The following is a 15,012-nucleotide window of genomic DNA, read 5'->3' on the forward strand; positions in this document are numbered from 1 at the left end:
CGTCAACACCTCTGACTCATGAGTAAGTTTCTCGTTTCACCCGCCTCCGCGCACAGGGTCGACAGCACGGCCGGCCGGCTCACCCTCCGAGCCTGCGGGTCAGGTTCAGCAGATACTCCTTGCGGTCCAGCGGGTTCAGATCGGTCCGGGGACGGTCCGGGATCGCGTCCCGCGCCACCGGCGCGTAGTGGTCGAAGGAGCATTCCAGCTCACCCTCTCCGCGCGTCGGCCCCGGGAGCCGCTGCTCCAGCTCATGCGCCCGCACCACCGGGAGGACCCCCTCCAGCACACACGAGGACCCCTCGATCCGGGTGGTCCGCGGCACCGCCCGCTGCCGGGCCAGCAGGGGCAGCACGGCGCCGAGCGTGTCCGCGGGCGCCTCCAGACGGAACGCGTTCATCGGCTCGTACACCTGGGTCCCGGCCGCGCGCAGTGCGGCCGTCAGCACCAGCGGGGTCAGGCCCCTGAAGTCGGCACCCGTGCTGGACATGCTCTTGTCGAATCCCTGGTGGGCATGGCTCTGGCGCGGCGAGTAGCCCGAGTGCGTCATCGTGACGGCGCAGTCGGTGACCTGCCAGCCGTGCAGTCCCTGTCCCAGCGTCTCCTGGACGGTGTCCTCGACCGCTTTGAAGAACGCGTACGGCATCGATCCGAGCTCGACCTCCAGCCGGAACGCCACACCGGATCCGATCGGCGCCGGGTCGACCCGCAGTCCCACGGTCGCGAGGAAGGGATTCGGGTCCCTCTTGTTGAACTCGACCGACGCGCCGGTGCCCAGGGGCCGTTCGACACACAGCGGGGTCGTCTCGCGGAACAGGACGTCGATGCCGTACTCGTCGGCCAGGGTCGCCTGGAGGACCTCCTTCTGGACCTCGCCGTAGAGCGATACCGAGATCTCCCCGCGCAGTTCGTCGTGCCGGAGACCGATCAGCGGGTCCTGTTCGGCGAGTTGGGTGAGCGCCGTGTGCAGCGCACCCCTGTCGGCCGGTCGGCCGGGCGAGACGACGGTCTCCAGGGTCGGCGGAGCGAAATGGTGTCCGCCCGCCGTCGAGAGTCGCGGTTCACCGATGGTGTCGCCGATCCGGACCGCGCCGAGCCCCCACAGCTTGCCGATGCGTCCCGCGGTCACACTCGCCTCACGGATCGCCGACCCCTGGTCGAAGACGCTGATCGCGGTGACCTTGCCCTCCTCGCCGTCGCGCAGGAGCAGGCGGTCACGGGTCCGCAGGGTGCCCGAGAACATCCGCGCGTACGCGATCTTCTCCCCGGCCGCTCCCCGCTCGACCTTGAAGACGGTGCCCGACAGCGGCCCCTCGGCGTCCGCCTTCGCCGTGGGCAGCAGCTCCCGGATCCCGCCGATCAGTTCGGTGACGCCCGCGCCTGTCATGGCCGACCCGAAGAACACCGGGTGCACCAGGGCCTGCCCGGTCTGCCGGACGAGCGCCGCGCGCAGACACGCGTCCGACACGCCGTCCTCGACGTACGCGGCCAGCAGCTCATCGTCGTGCCCGGCCAGCGGGTCCAGGAGACGCGGCCGCAGCCGGTCGGCGGCGTAGGGAGCGAAGTACGCGGCCCGCGTGCCCAGTTCGCCGGGCTCGCCCATCGGGACGATCGCCGGGGTGAGGCGCTCGGAGATCTTGTCCAGGATCTCCTCGCACCGGGCACCGCGGCGGTCGATCTTGTTCACGAAGATCAGCGTGGGAATGCGCAGCCGCTGGAGCGTCCGCATCAGCACGCGTGTCTGCGCCTGCACGCCCTCCACGGCCGAGACGACGAGGACGACGCCGTCGAGCACGCCGAGCACCCGTTCCACCTCGGCGATGAAGTCCGGGTGACCGGGGGTGTCGATCAGGTTGACGGTGAGGTCGTCGATCGCGAAGGAGACGACGGCGGATTTGATCGTGATGCCGCGCTGCCGCTCCAGCGCGAGGAAGTCGGTCCGGGTGTTGCCGTCGTCGACGCTGCCGATCTCGTCGATGACCCCGACCGTGTGCAGCAGCCGCTCGGTCAGGCTTGTCTTACCGGCGTCTACGTGCGCCAGGATTCCCAGGTTGAGCATATGCACCGGGTGTCATGTCCTTTGAGATGAGAGTGATTCCTTCCTGGGCGGACATGAACGGTGCGCGCATGAGCTGCTCCTCTTCGGTCCCGGTGAACGCGGTCCCGTCAGTGCAGCAGGTGGCCACCCGCGACGGCAACGCATTAACGCTCAACGAAATCTCGTCGCGGGGCGGATCCTTGGAGGTGACCGGATCCTGGTCCTTCGAGGTGACCGGATCCCCGGGACGGCCCCGCCCCGCGGCGAGAGGAGCGGACGATGCGTGACCTCCTCCCCACGCTGTCCGCGTGGTACGCGGCCGGATCGCCCTTCGGGCTGGCCACGGTGGTGGCGGTCGACCGCAGCGCGCCCCGCGACCCGGGCGCGGCCATGGCGGTGGGCCCGGGCGACGAGGTCGTGGGCAGTGTGTCCGGCGGCTGTGTCGAGGGCGCGGTCTTCGAGCTGGCCCGGGAGGTGATCGCCTCGGGCGAGGCCCGCCTGGAGACGTTCGGGTACAGCGACGAGGACGCCTTCGCCGTGGGACTCACCTGCGGCGGAGAGATCACCCTGCTGGTCCGGCGGGTGTCGGCCGCCGGCGATCCGGCCTTCGCGGCGGTGGCCGAGTCGGTGGCGGCGGGCCGCCCGGTGACGCTGGCCACGGTGCTCGACGGCCCCGCGCCACGCGGGGCGACGCTGGCCGTCCGGCCTGACGGGACCCCGGCCGGGAGCGCGACCCCCGGCTCGACGGCCTCCACCGGCCCGGACGGCGCGCCCGGCTCGGCGGGCCCGGACGGCGCCGCCTCCGCTCCACCCGGGCCCACGGACCCGGACGCCGGGACGGTCGGGTCGCTCGGGTCCGGGGGGCTGGACGCCGCCGTCGCCGCCGACGCGCGGGGGGAACTGGCCCAGGGGGCGACGGGGCGTCGGCACTACGGGCCGCACGGTGAGCGGCGCGAGGACGCCGTCACCGTCTTCCTGCACTCCTTCGCACCGCCTCCGCGCATGCTGGTCTTCGGCGCTATCGACTACGCGTCCGCCGTGGCCCGCATCGGAGCCTTCCTCGGCTACCGCGTCACGGTGTGCGACGCCCGTCCGGCGTTCGCCACGCCCGAGCGCTTCCCGGCGGGTGTGGAGGTCGTCGTGGACTGGCCGCACCACTACCTGAGCGGCACGACGACCGACGAGCGCACGGTGATCTGCGTCCTGACCCACGACCCCAAGTTCGACGTGCCCCTGCTGGAGGAGGCGCTGCGCCGCCCGGCCGCGTACATCGGCGCGATGGGCAGCCGCCGCACCCACGACGACCGCCTGGAACGGCTGCGCGCGGCCGGCGTGCCGGAGCACGAGCTGTCCCGGCTGCGCTCCCCCGTCGGCCTGGACCTCGGCGCCCGTACACCGGAGGAGGTGGCCGTGTCCGTCGCCGCGGAGATCATCGCGCTGCGCTGGGGCGGCAGCGGACTGCCCCTGACAGCCAGGGGCGGGGTGATCCATCCGCGGTGAGCCCGGGGCTTTTCCGACCGCGCCGGGACCCGCGTCCAGCGGCCCGTGACCGTGGGATCAGCCGGTGCGCGGCGGCAGCCGGTGCAGGGTCACCTCGGTGAGCCGGCCGTCGTCGGTCACCGTCGCGGTCATGTACGTGCAGTACGGCTCGCGGCGGCGGTCGGTCGGTGAGCCGGGGTTGAGCAGGCGCAGGCCGGTGGGCGCGGTGGTGTCCCAGGGGATGTGGCTGTGCCCGAAGACCAGCACGTCGAGGTCGGGGAAACGCCCTGCGCAGCGCTGTTCGCGCTGTCGCGCGGGTCCGGTCTCGTGGACGACACCGAAGCGCAGGCCGCCCAGCTCGGCGCGGGCGATCTCGGGGAGGCGGGCCCGCAAACCGGGGCCGTCGTTGTTGCCGTACACGCCGACGACCCGCCGGGAACGGGCCTCCAGCAGGTCGAGGGTCGCGGTGTCCACCCAGTCACCCGCGTGGATCACGACATCGGCCGAGGGGAGCTCGGCGAGCAGCGCGGCGGGCAGTTCCCGGGCCCGCTTCGGAAGGTGGGTGTCGGACATGAGCAGCAGACGCACGGCTTCACCTCGTCAGTCGAGCGAGATCTCGCTCCAGACCTGCTTCCCGCCGCTGACCGGCACCGTGCCCCAGGTCGCCGACATCGCCTCGACGAGCAGGATGCCACGGCCTCCGGTGGCCTCCCAGCCGATGCTGGTGGGCTTGATCGGCGTACGGGGCGAGTTGTCGGCGACCGCGATGCGCAGGCGGTGGTTGACGAGGGTCAGGTCGAGCCTGACCTGGCCGTCGGTGTGCACCAGGGCGTTGGTGACGAGCTCCGAGACGATCAGCAGGGCGGCGTCCGTGTACGCGCCGACGCCCCAGGTCCGCAGGGCGCGCCGGGTGTAGCGGCGGGCGTGCCGGACCGCCTCGGGGACCCGCCAGACGGTCCAGCTCTCGCGGAGCGGCAGGACCTCCATGCCGTCGTACCGCATGAGCAGGAGGGCCACGTCGTCGCTGCGGTTGGCGCCCGTGAGCAGTTCGTCGGCGACGAGACCGAGGTGGGCGGGGTCGGAGGCGGCCAGACCCTCGGCGAGACGTTCGAGGCCGTCCTCGATGTCGACCTCGACGGACTCGACCAGACCGTCGGTGGTCAGCGCGACGATGGTGCCGGGCTGGAGCCGCAGCGGACTCATGGGGAAGTCGGTCTGGCGGATGACACCGAGCGGCGGTCCCGTCTCCGACTCGGGCACCTCGGTACGGCCGTTCGGGTGACGCAGCACGGGCGGGATGTGTCCGGCGCGCACATACCAGGCGGACCCCTCCTCCATGTCGACGTCGACATAGCAGCAGGTGGCGAAGAGGTCGGTCTCCAGATCGAGCAGGAGCCGGTTGGCGTGCGAGACCACCACGTCCGGCGGGTGGCCCTCGACGGCGTAGGCGCGCAGGGCGGTGCGCATCTGGCCCATGAGGGTCGCGGCCGAGGCGTTGTGTCCCTGGACGTCACCGATGACCAGGGCGACGTGGTTGTCGGGCAGCGGGATGACGTCGTACCAGTCGCCGCCGACGTCCAGGCCGGAGGTGGTCGGCAGATAGCGGGCGACGGCGACCGCGCCGGGCAGCCGGGGCAGCCGTCGCGGGAGCAGGGTCCGCTGGAGCATGCCGATCAGTTCGTGCTCGGCGTCGAAGGCGTGGGCGCGTACCAGGGCCTGCCCGGCGAGACCCGCGGACGCGGTGAGCAGGGCTCGCTCCTCGGGGCCGAACTCGTGCGGGGCGTCCCAGCCGATCAGGCAGGCGCCCGCCATGCGGCCGCCCGCGGGCAGCGGCAGGACGGCGAGGCCGCCGGGGCCGACCTCGGCGAGCGCGGATTCCAGGTCCGCGCCCGCGGGCCAGATGGCGGGCCGCCCCTCGTTGAGGGCCGCGGCGAGCGTGGGCATGGCCCGCACGGGCGCGTCGGGCCACTCCGAGCGCCATTCACTGCGCCACAGCTCCGGCCAGAACTCCGGCTGAGGCGGGTCCAGGAGCGTGACGACGAGACGGTCGCCCTCCAGTTCGGCGACGGCGATCCGGTCGGCCTGGAGGGGCTTGCGCAGGGCGGCGACGACGGCCTGGCCCACGTCGCGGACGGTGCCGGCGGTGGCCAGCGCGGCGGCGAGCCGCTGGACGCGGCCCACGTCGCTCAGGCCGGAACGCAGCTTGGAGGCGTCGGAGACGGTGCCCACGAGCCGTGCGGGGCGGCCCTCGGCGGAGGGCAGCAGCCGGGCGCGCAGCCGGAGCCACTTGTGGCCGCCGGACGGCTGGAGGATTCGGAACTCCAGCTCGCGTTCACCGATCGACATGTGGTCCGGTTCGACCGCTGACATGAGGGCCGGGAGGTCCTCCGGCACGGCCATCGACAGCAGGGTCTCGACCTTGCCGTCGAAGGTGGTGGAGGACAGTCCGAACAGGTCGAGCACCTCGCGGTCGACCTCGACGTGCCCGGTGTCCATGGCGAGGCTGAAGGCGCTGGCGGGCAGGTCCGCCGCGTTGTCCGGCGGCGGCGCGGGCGGGCAGACCACGGCATCGGCGAGCAGCCCGAGGCAGGCACGGTCCTCGGGGCCGAAGCCGTCGGGGCGCTCGCTGACGGCGACCAGGCAGCCGTTGCCGCCCAGGGGCAGCACGGCCAGCGAGAAGTCCTGGGAGGCCAGCCTGCGGGCGTCGGCGCAGCGCGCGAGCTCCTCGGGTCCGAGCCAGCGCGGCTGTCCCGAGCGCAGGGCCTCGGCGGCCGGGGAGCCGCCGGACAGGGGGTAGCTGTCGCGGAGCCCGTACAACGTCCTGGGCACCCCCGCGGACTCGGCCAGGTGCAGTTCACCGCCGCTCACACTCGGTGAGTACACGGCGGCCACGGTCGCACCGGTGAAGACGAGCGCCAGTTCCAGCAGGCGGTGCAGCCGTTCGCGTGGGTCGAGATCCGCGGTGAGCGTCTTCAGGGCAAGTTCGGCACGCGACGTTCTCGTTCCGCGTTCCGCAGCACCCTCACTGACCACGCCGTCATTACAGCGCTTCCCGGGCTCGGGCGCAGCCCCTGTGACCGTTCCGAACGCGCCGGGCCTGCGGCGGAAGCCATGCGGGACAACCGATCGGGCGAAAGGGAATCCGTCGCGACGCGTGTCGTTCACACCGTGCCCCCCTGCCGGGGGTGACGGCTCGGGTCGCGGCCGGCCGGGACAGCGGGGCTCGGGGCCGGAGGGGCGGGTCGGCTCGCCGTGCGGGATCGTCCTCCAGGGAGGAGCCTTGACCCCTGGAGGTGCGGAGTCGTGGACGGCCCCGCGAGGAGGTGGTCGCCGTGTCCGACGGACAGGAGGCCGCGCAGGCGCCGGCCGGCCGCCAGGCCCCCGTGGGACGTCCGCTGCTGTCGCTGACGCTGGCCGCGATGCTGGACGACGTCGACGCCCACTCGGGAGCCGTCTACCTGCTGTCCTCCGACGAGCCGGTGCTGGAGATGGCGGTCTCCGCCGGACTGCCACGGGCCTTCGCCGCGCCATGGGAACGCGTGGGGCTGAACGCGCCGATCCCGGTCGCCGAGGCGGTACGGGAGCGGCGGCTGATCTGGGTGGGCGGCGAGCACGACATGGCCCGCAGGTATCCCCGGATCGCGGTGGTGCTCCCGTATCCCTTCGCGCTCGTCGCACTCCCGGTGGCGACGGCCACCACGGTGTACGGCGCCGTCTACGTGACCTGGCCCGGCTCGCATCCGCCCGACCTCTCCGACCGGGAACGCGATCGCCTCACCGCGGCCTGCGACCGGCTGGCGCTGCGTCTGGAGCGCGCCGCCGCGGAGAACCGGCCGCTGCGTCCCGAGCCGGACCTGCTCACGCCGTCCGCGGCGGCGCCCGGCGGCACGCTCGGCTCGCTGGAGGCCACGCGGATGGTGGGGCGCCTGCCGTACGGGCTGTGCTCGCTCGATCTGCACGGGCGGGTCGGCTTCGCGAACGCGGCTACGGCCGAGCTGCTCGGGGTGCCCGTCAGCCGTCTCCTGGGCACCCAGCTGTGGGCGGCCGTGCCCTGGCTGAACGACCCGGTCTACGAGGACCGCTACCGGGCGGCACTGATCAGCCAGCACGTGACCTCCTTCGTGGCGCTGCGCCCGCCGGGCGAATGGCTCTCCTTCCGCCTGTATCCCAGTACGAGCGGGCTGAGCGTGCGGATCTCGCGGGCCCGCCCGGTGTCCGAGATGACACGGGCGGGACCGCAGCGGCGCGACGGCAGCCCCCGCCTGGTGACGATCTCCCATGTGCTGAGTCTGGCGAGCGCGCTGACGGAGGCGGCGGGCGTGCAGGACGTGGTGCAGCTGGTGGCGGACGAGATCTCGCCCGCCGTCGGCAGCCAGTCCCTGGTGGTCCTCGCCAGCCGGGCCGGGCGCATGCACGTCCTCGGGCATCGCGGTTACGCGGACGCGCACATCGTGGAGCGCTTCAACGGATTGCCGCTGAGCGAGCAGACCCCGGGCACCCAGGCGCTGAACACCGGTGTGCCCGCGTTCTTCGACTCGCGCGAGCAGCTGGAGCGGCTGTATCCGTCGCGGAACGCCACGCCCGACGGCATGGGGGCGTGGGCGTATCTGCCGCTGGTGGCCTCCGGACGGCCGGTGGGCACCTGCGTCCTCGGGTACGCGCAGTCCCACCACTTCGCGCCCGACGAGCGGGCGGTGCTGACCAGTCTGAGCGGTCTCATCGCCCAGGCGCTGGAGCGTGCCCTGCTCTACGACGCGAAACTCCAGCTCGCGCAGGGCCTCCAGGCCGCGCTGCTGCCGGCCTCGCTCCCGCCGCTGGCCTCGGTCGAGGCGGCGGCACGCTATCTGCCGGCGACCCAGGGCATGGACATCGGCGGGGACTTCTACGACCTGGTGTCCTCGCACGGCCGGGCGGCGGCGGTGATCGGGGACGTGCAGGGGCACAACGTGACGGCGGCGGGGCTGATGGGGCAGATCCGTACCGCGGTCCGCGCGTACACGGCGGTCGGCCAGGCCCCGGAGGAGGTGATGGGCAGCACCAACCGGCTGCTCATCGACCTGGGCACCGAACTGTTCGCCAGTTGTCTGTATCTGCGCCTGGACCCGGCGCGCGGGGTCGCCGTGATGGCCAGGGCGGGGCATCCGCCGCCGCTGCTGCTCCGTCCGGACGGCAAGGTGAAGGTGCTCGACCTGGCAGGCGGGCCGCTGCTGGGGATCGACCCGCACGCCGTCTATCCGACGACCGCGGTGCCGCTCGTCCCGGGGTCGGTGCTCGCCCTGTACACCGACGGTCTGATCGAGTCCCCGGGTGTCGACATCGAGGACGCGCTCGCCGACCTCGCGCGACGGCTCGCCGCGAGCGGGCACCAGCCCCTGGACGAGCTGGCCGACACGCTGCTCCAGCAGGGCGAGGGGAGCGCGCGGGAGCGGCCCGACGACGTGGCGCTGCTTCTGCTGCGGGTACGGCCGCGTGGGGGGACCGGCGCCTTATGAGGAGCGGTCCGACCCTCCCGCCGGAGGGCCGGACCTGTCCACTGTCGACCGGAATTCCCTGTTCCGTTGGCCGGTCAGTGGTTCTTGATCGCCGGAGGCACCGGTTTCGGGGCCGGGCACGAGGCCCGGGCCGTCACCGGTGGCCGACTACTGGGAGGCGCCGGACGAGTGGTGCTTGCGGGACCGGTGGTGCGTCCCGTTCTGGGCGGTACCCGCGCCCGCCGCGTCACTGGCGCTCGCGCTGGGGTCCACCGCCTCACCGGTACCCGGGTCCACGGCGCCCGCGCTCGGGTCCACCGCGTCACCGGCGCCGGGGTCGACCGCACCGGCGCTCGGGTCCACCGCGCCGCCGGCGCCCGCGTCACCCGCGCCCGCGCCCGCGTCACCGGCGCCCAGCGTCGCGCCGACCGCTTCGAGCGCGGTGGTGACGGGCTGGAAGAACGTCTCGCCGCCGGCCGTGCAGTCGCCGCTGCCGCCGGAGGTCAGGCCGACCGCGCCGCCGTCCTGGGTGAACAGGGAGCCGCCGCTGTCGCCCGGCTCGGCGCACACATCGGTCTGGATGAGGCCCGTGACGGTGCCCTCGGGGTAGTTCACGGTGGCGTTGAGACCGGTCACGTTGCCGTCGTGCAGACCCGTGGTGCTGCCCATCCGGAAGACCTGCTGGCCCACCGCGGCCTCGACGGCCTGGTTGATCTGGACGCTCTGCCCGTTGCCGACGTTGACGGCGCTGTTCGCCTGCGTGGCCGGGTCGTCGTACTTGACGAGGGAGAAGTCACCGGCGCCGGGGAAGGTGGCCTGGTCGACGGTCGCGATGGGAGCACCGCCCTGCGCGTCCGACCACTCGGCGGCGGCGACACCGCAGTGGCCCGCGGTGAGGAAGGCGGGGGTGCCGTCGCCCGCGGTGACGTTGAAGCCCAGCGAACAGCGCGCGTTGCCGCCGAAGATGGCGTCGCCGCCGTCGACGAAGGTCTTGAGGGTCCCGGCGGACTTCGTGAGGGTCGCCACCCCGGAACCGAGGTTCTTGACGGTCGACTCGACCGTGTTCCACTTGTCGCCCGTGACGGTGGAGTCCGCGCTCACGCGGATCTCGTTGGTCTTCGGGTCGACGGACCACGCCGTGCCCGGGACCGTCGCGTCGGCCTTGAGCGTCTGGGCGGCGGCCCGCAGATCAGCGGTGCTGTTCTGCACCTGGTGGGCCACGGCGCCGGCCTTCTCGATCTGGTTGACGACGTTGCTGTTGTTACCGACCACATTGATGACGAGCTGCTTCTGGGAAGCGTCGTAGTACGAGCCGGCGAACGTGTCGCCCAGTTGGGAGGCCAGCATGGAGGCGACGTCCGAGACGTCCTTCGCCGCGAAGGTTCTGGGAGTGGCGGCGTCCCCGTTCGACTGCGACGCGTTGGCGTTGGGCAGCAGCAGAGCCGCTGCTCCGAGCGCCGCGACGCCGCCAACCGCGATGGCGGCCTTGCGCTTGGGTATCCGTTTGTGACTCAACTCTTGACCTCCTGGGGACGGGGTCGATGCCGCGTCCGGCAGCTGACTAGGGGGCGCCTGCTTGCCCGTTGATACGCGTGTGCCGCCCGGGGTGTTCAACTGCCATTGCAAATTGCGGGAGTTGGCTTCACCAAAGGCGTCGATTGCGGAGGCAACCAGGGCATTTCCTCCCCCGCGCCGCGCCCGAGGGGACGGCCGCATCCGAGGGTGGCCGCGCATCCGGGGCGGACCCCGGGCCGTACAGGGGGATTCACCTGCCGGAAGGGAACAATGCGCCCTATGACACTGACTCTCGTCGAAGCCGACAAGATCCTCGCCGACAACTTCGCCCCCTGGGTGCTCGACCTCGGCCTGTCCGTGGCCGAACTGGACGACCGTCGCGCGGTCCTGCGGCTGCCGTGGTCCGCGCGGCTGGCCCGGGAGGGCGGCTCCCTGTCGGGCCAGGCCCTGATGGCCGCCGCGGACACGGCGACGGTGATCGCGGTCTCCGCGGCCCGCGGCGCCTTCGTCCCCATGACGACGGTTCAGCAGTCCACGAGTTTCCAGCGGGCGGTGACGGACGCGGACGTACTGATCGAGGCGGTCCTCACCAAACTGGGCCGCCGCATGGCCTTCGCGGACATCACGATGACCGCGGAGGGGTCGGCCGAGATCGCCGCGCGAGCGAGCACGGTGTACGCGATCCTCGGCTGAACGACGGCCGCACCCCCTCCGTTGGCACGGAAAGCGACCGGCCGACGACGCTCCGTCGACGAGTGGCGGCGGAATCCCGGATTCAGGGAATCTGCACAGCCCATGCTCACCGGGGTCACCGCGGACCGGGGATCTGCACAGTCGCGCGCCCCCCGCGCGCGGATGGGCCGGGACTGTCCGATTCGGCGCGGGAGTGGCAAGGGTCAGGGTGGATCGATGCCGCGCAGCATGTGAAGAAGTGGCCGCAGAGGCGTGTGCACCCGTGCACGGTTCACCGCTCATGGAGCACAAGTTCGCAGGTGAGAGCCCCGGTTGATTGGAAGCGCGCCCCGCGGCCGTGCTTTGATCCGTTGCACCGCGGAGGTCGCAGCACTGCTCCCGGCAACGGGAGCCGCACCCCTGCGGTGGCGGCCGTCATCTGTCCCCCAGAGGGGGCCGCTCTCCCCCTTGTGAATATCCATATGAAGGGAAGTTCCATCATGAACTCCACCCCCCGTGTCGAGACCGCCGAGATCTCCGACGCCGACCTCGACAACGTCTCCGGTGGCCTCGCGCTGAACGCCGTCGGCACCGTCACCGGCCTGGTGGACGGCGTTGCCCCGGTTTCCGGCATCGTCGGCACGGCCATCGGCACCGTCGAGGGTGTGACCGGCCTGAACACCGCCCCGGTCACCGGCCTGGTCGCCGGTCTCTGATCGCGTTTCACGCCGCCGAGTCCCGGAACCGCCCCACCGGTTCCGGGACTCTCGGGTGCCGTGAGCCTCTCGAACAGGTGAGAAGAGTCCCGTGCAGTTCCGCCAACAGGCCCTCGCCAAGCTGCGCTCCCCCGAAGAGCTCGACCTTCCGGTGCGCTTCGCCCGCCCCCAGGGCCGGCTCGCCCTGTCCGTGACGGTCCTCGCCATGGCCGCCGCCTCCGTCTGGGCCGTGACCGGCACCGTCACCTCCACCGTCGCGGCGCCCGCCGTCCTCACCCACGCCGAGGGCAGTTACCTCCTGCAGAGCCCGGTCGCCGGGCAGGTCACCGCGGTCCTCGCGAAGGAGGGCGAACGGCTCCCCGCGAACGCCCCCGTGCTCAAGGTGCGTACGGCGCGAGGGGAGACGGCCGTCGTCCGCGCGGTCGCCGCGGGCCGCGTCACCGCCCTGGCCGCCACCATCGGCGCGATCATCTCGACCGGCGCGAACGTCGCCGCCGTGGAGAAGGTCGCCCACGCCGACGACCTCCTGTACGCGACGGTGTACGTCTCCGCCGCGAGCGCGGCCGCCATTCCCGCGGGCGCCGCCGTCGACCTCACCGTCCAGTCGGTGCCCGCCCAGCGCTACGGAGTGCTGCGCGGTCATGTGAAGGCGGTGGGCCGCGACGCGCAGACCCGGCAGCAGATCGCCGCCTACCTGGGCGACGCCCAACTGGGCGAGCAGTTCAGCGAGAAGGGCAGGCCGGTCGCCGTGCTGGTCCGCCTCGACCGGTCGTCCGACACCCGCAGCGGCCTGAAGTGGTCGTCCGCGGACGGGCCGCCCTACGCGCTCACCTCCATGACCCTGGCCACGGCCTCGGTCCGGCTGGCCGGTCAGCGCCCCGTCGACTGGCTCCTGCCGTGAGCGGCGCACCGGACACGCGCGGCAGACGGCGCGCCGCCCCGCCCCGGCGCAGCGTGCCCAGGACCCGGGTCAGAAGCGTCCGTACCCCCACCGTCCTCCAGATGGAGGCCGTGGAGTGCGGTGCCGCGTCCCTCGCCATGGTGCTCGGCCACCACGGCCGGCACGTTCCGCTCGAAGAGCTGCGTATCGCGTGCGGTGTCTCGCGGGACGGTTCGCGCGCGAGCAACCTGTTGAAAGCGGCCCGGACTTACGGTCTGACGGCCAAGGGCATGCAGATGGACACGGCCGCTCTCGCCGAGGTGCGGGGGCCCGCGATCCTGTTCTGGGAGTTCAACCACTATGTCGTGTACGACGGCATGGGCCGCCGTCTCGGACGCCGGGGTGTGCACATCAACGACCCGGGCAAGGGCCGTCGTTTCGTGCCGATGGAGGACTTCGACACCAGCTTCACCGGAGTCGTCCTGGTCATGGAGCCGGGCCCCGGGTTCCGCAGGGGTGGTCGCAGGCCGGGGGTCCTGGGCGCCATGCCGGCCCGGCTGCGCGGCACTTCGGGCACGATGCCCGTCGCAGTGCTGGCGAGTCTGCTCCTGGTGGCGGTCGGCGCGGCCGTGCCGGCGCTCAGCCGGACGTTCATCGACCAGTACCTGATCGGCGGTCAGAGTTCGCTGCTTGCGGTGCTGTTCGCGTCCATGGGCGCCTCGGTGCTGCTGACCGTGGTGCTGACCTGGCTTCAGCAGGCGAATCTGCTGCGCGGGCGCATCATCTCCTCGACGCTCTCCAGCGCCCGGTTCCTGCGCCATCTGCTGCGGCTGCCGGTCACCTTCTTCTCCCAGCGCAGCCCGGCCGATCTGGTGCAGCGGCTCCAGTCCAACGACACGGTGGCCGAGACCCTGGCGCGCGATCTCGCCGCGGCGGGCGTGGACGCGGTCGTCGTCGTCCTGTACGCCGTGCTGCTCTACACCTACGACCCGCAGCTGACGGCTGTCGGTATCGGTGTCGCCCTGCTCAACGTGGTGGCGATGCGGGTGGTGATCCGGCTGCGCGCGACCCGCACCGCCAAGCTCCGCGCCGACACCGCCCGGCTGACCAACACCTCTTACACCGGGCTCCAGTTGATCGAGACGATGAAGGCCACCGGTGGCGAGGACGGCTACTTCCGCAAGTGGGCGGGACAGCACGCCACCACGCTGGAGGAGCAGCAGCGACTCGGGGTGCCGAGCGCGTGGCTGGGGGTGGTCGCCCCCACGCTGGCGATGCTCAACAGCGCGCTGATCCTGTGGATCGGCGGCCTGCGGGCGGTCGAGGGACAGGTCTCCGTGGGTCTGCTGGTCGCCTTCCAGGCGCTGGTCACCCGCTTCACCGCACCGATCACCCGGCTCAACGGTGTCGCCGGCCGGATCCAGGACTTCGCGGCCGACGTGGCCCGGCTCAAGGACGTGGAGAACTTCCGCGCCGACCCGCTCTACGCCCGCTCGGGCACCGCCGGGTCCACCCGGCGTCTGCGGGGTCATGTGGAGCTGGAGAACATCACGTTCGGCTACAGCCCGCTCGACGCGCCGCTGCTCACCGGATTCTCGCTGACGGTCGGGCCGGGTCAGCAGGTCGCCCTGGTCGGGGGTTCGGGCAGCGGCAAGTCGACGGTGTCCCGGCTGATCTCGGGCCTGTACACGCCGTGGGAGGGCACGATTCGCATCGACGGCCGGCGCCTGGAGGACATCCCGCGCGGAGCGCTCGCGTCGTCCGTGTCCTTCGTCGACCAGGACGTGTTCCTCTTCGAGGGAACGGTCCGTGACAACGTGGCGCTGTGGGATCCGTCGGTCCCCGACGACGCGGTGACCGCGGCCCTGAAGGACGCGGCGCTGTACGACGTCGTCACCCGCCGTCCCGGCGGGATCCACAGCCGCGTCGAGCAGGACGGACGGAACTTCTCCGGCGGTCAGCGCCAACGCCTGGAGATCGCGCGGGCGTTGGTGCGCAGGCCCAGCATCCTGGTGCTCGACGAGGTGACCAGCGCCCTGGACGCGGAGACGGAGCAGACCGTCATGGACAACCTGCGCCGGCGCGGCTGTGCCTGCGTGGTGATCGCCCACCGGCTCAGCACCGTGCGGGACAGCGACGAGATCGTCGTGCTGGAACACGGCTCGATCGTGGAACGCGGGCGGCACGAGGCACTGGTGGCGGCCGAGGGCCCGTACGCCGGTCTGGTCAGGGAGCGTTGAG

10 protein-coding genes are annotated in these 15,012 nt (G+C 72.3%); 6 read left to right on the plus strand and 4 right to left on the minus strand.

Features of this window, described 5'->3' with window-relative positions:
* Positions 1 to 79: 79 nt before the first annotated feature.
* Positions 80 to 2,065, minus strand: coding sequence for a GTP-binding protein (locus ACF07B_RS36055; RefSeq protein ID WP_392182000.1), 1,986 nt, complete (start codon positions 2,063 to 2,065; stop codon positions 80 to 82).
* A gap of 252 nt (positions 2,066 to 2,317) precedes the next feature.
* Here ACF07B_RS36055 and ACF07B_RS36060 point away from each other — a divergent pair, with 252 nt between their 5' ends.
* Complete coding sequence (locus ACF07B_RS36060; protein WP_392182001.1) at positions 2,318 to 3,538, plus strand: XdhC family protein; 1,221 nt, start codon at positions 2,318 to 2,320, stop codon at positions 3,536 to 3,538.
* 57 nt (positions 3,539 to 3,595) lie between these two features.
* Here ACF07B_RS36060 and ACF07B_RS36065 read toward each other — a convergent pair whose 3' ends face one another.
* Positions 3,596 to 4,105, minus strand: a complete 510-nt coding sequence (locus ACF07B_RS36065) for a metallophosphoesterase family protein (RefSeq protein ID WP_392182002.1) — start codon at positions 4,103 to 4,105, stop codon at positions 3,596 to 3,598.
* Between the two features lie 12 nt (positions 4,106 to 4,117).
* A complete protein-coding gene (locus ACF07B_RS36070) occupies positions 4,118 to 6,550 on the minus strand; it encodes a SpoIIE family protein phosphatase (RefSeq protein ID WP_392182003.1) in 2,433 nt (810 codons plus the stop codon).
* 290 nt (positions 6,551 to 6,840) lie between these two features.
* Between ACF07B_RS36070 and ACF07B_RS36075 the strand changes: the two genes are divergently transcribed.
* A complete protein-coding gene (locus tag ACF07B_RS36075) occupies positions 6,841 to 9,009 on the plus strand; it encodes a SpoIIE family protein phosphatase (protein ID WP_392182004.1) in 2,169 nt (722 codons plus the stop codon).
* 147 nt (positions 9,010 to 9,156) lie between these two features.
* Here the strand turns inward: ACF07B_RS36075 and ACF07B_RS36080 are convergent, their stop codons facing one another.
* Positions 9,157 to 10,503, minus strand: coding sequence for a S1 family peptidase (locus ACF07B_RS36080; protein ID WP_392182005.1), 1,347 nt, complete (start codon positions 10,501 to 10,503; stop codon positions 9,157 to 9,159).
* A gap of 279 nt (positions 10,504 to 10,782) precedes the next feature.
* Here ACF07B_RS36080 and ACF07B_RS36085 point away from each other — a divergent pair, with 279 nt between their 5' ends.
* The 4 genes from ACF07B_RS36085 to ACF07B_RS36100 all read left to right on the plus strand — a co-directional run bounded on the left by ACF07B_RS36085 (position 10,783) and on the right by ACF07B_RS36100 (position 15,011).
* Complete coding sequence (locus ACF07B_RS36085; RefSeq protein WP_369485976.1) at positions 10,783 to 11,196, plus strand: PaaI family thioesterase; 414 nt, start codon at positions 10,783 to 10,785, stop codon at positions 11,194 to 11,196.
* Positions 11,197 to 11,675: 479 nt separating this feature from the next.
* A complete protein-coding gene (locus tag ACF07B_RS36090) occupies positions 11,676 to 11,891 on the plus strand; it encodes a type A2 lantipeptide (RefSeq protein ID WP_326783939.1) in 216 nt (71 codons plus the stop codon).
* A 91-nt stretch (positions 11,892 to 11,982) separates the two neighbouring features.
* Entirely contained in the window at positions 11,983 to 12,792 is an 810-nt protein-coding gene (locus ACF07B_RS36095; protein WP_392182006.1) for an HlyD family efflux transporter periplasmic adaptor subunit, read from the plus strand.
* On the plus strand, positions 12,789 to 15,011 hold the full coding sequence (locus ACF07B_RS36100) for an NHLP family bacteriocin export ABC transporter peptidase/permease/ATPase subunit (RefSeq protein ID WP_392182007.1): 2,223 nt from the start codon (positions 12,789 to 12,791) through the stop codon (positions 15,009 to 15,011). The genes ACF07B_RS36095 and ACF07B_RS36100 overlap by 4 nt, the downstream gene beginning before the upstream one ends.
* The last annotated feature ends 1 nt before the right edge of the window (position 15,012 follow it).

The sequence above is a fragment of the Streptomyces sp. NPDC015532 genome, from assembly GCF_043078065.1.
GTDB lineage: Bacteria > Actinomycetota > Actinomycetes > Streptomycetales > Streptomycetaceae > Streptomyces.

Coding starts and splice junctions, on each gene's coding strand:
- ACF07B_RS36090 (WP_326783939.1), top strand. CDS start 11,676: ATGAACTCCACCCCCCGTGTCGAGACCGCCGAGATCTCCGACGCCGAC.
- ACF07B_RS36060 (WP_392182001.1), top strand. CDS start 2,318: ATGCGTGACCTCCTCCCCACGCTGTCCGCGTGGTACGCGGCCGGATCG.
- ACF07B_RS36085 (WP_369485976.1), top strand. CDS start 10,783: ATGACACTGACTCTCGTCGAAGCCGACAAGATCCTCGCCGACAACTTC.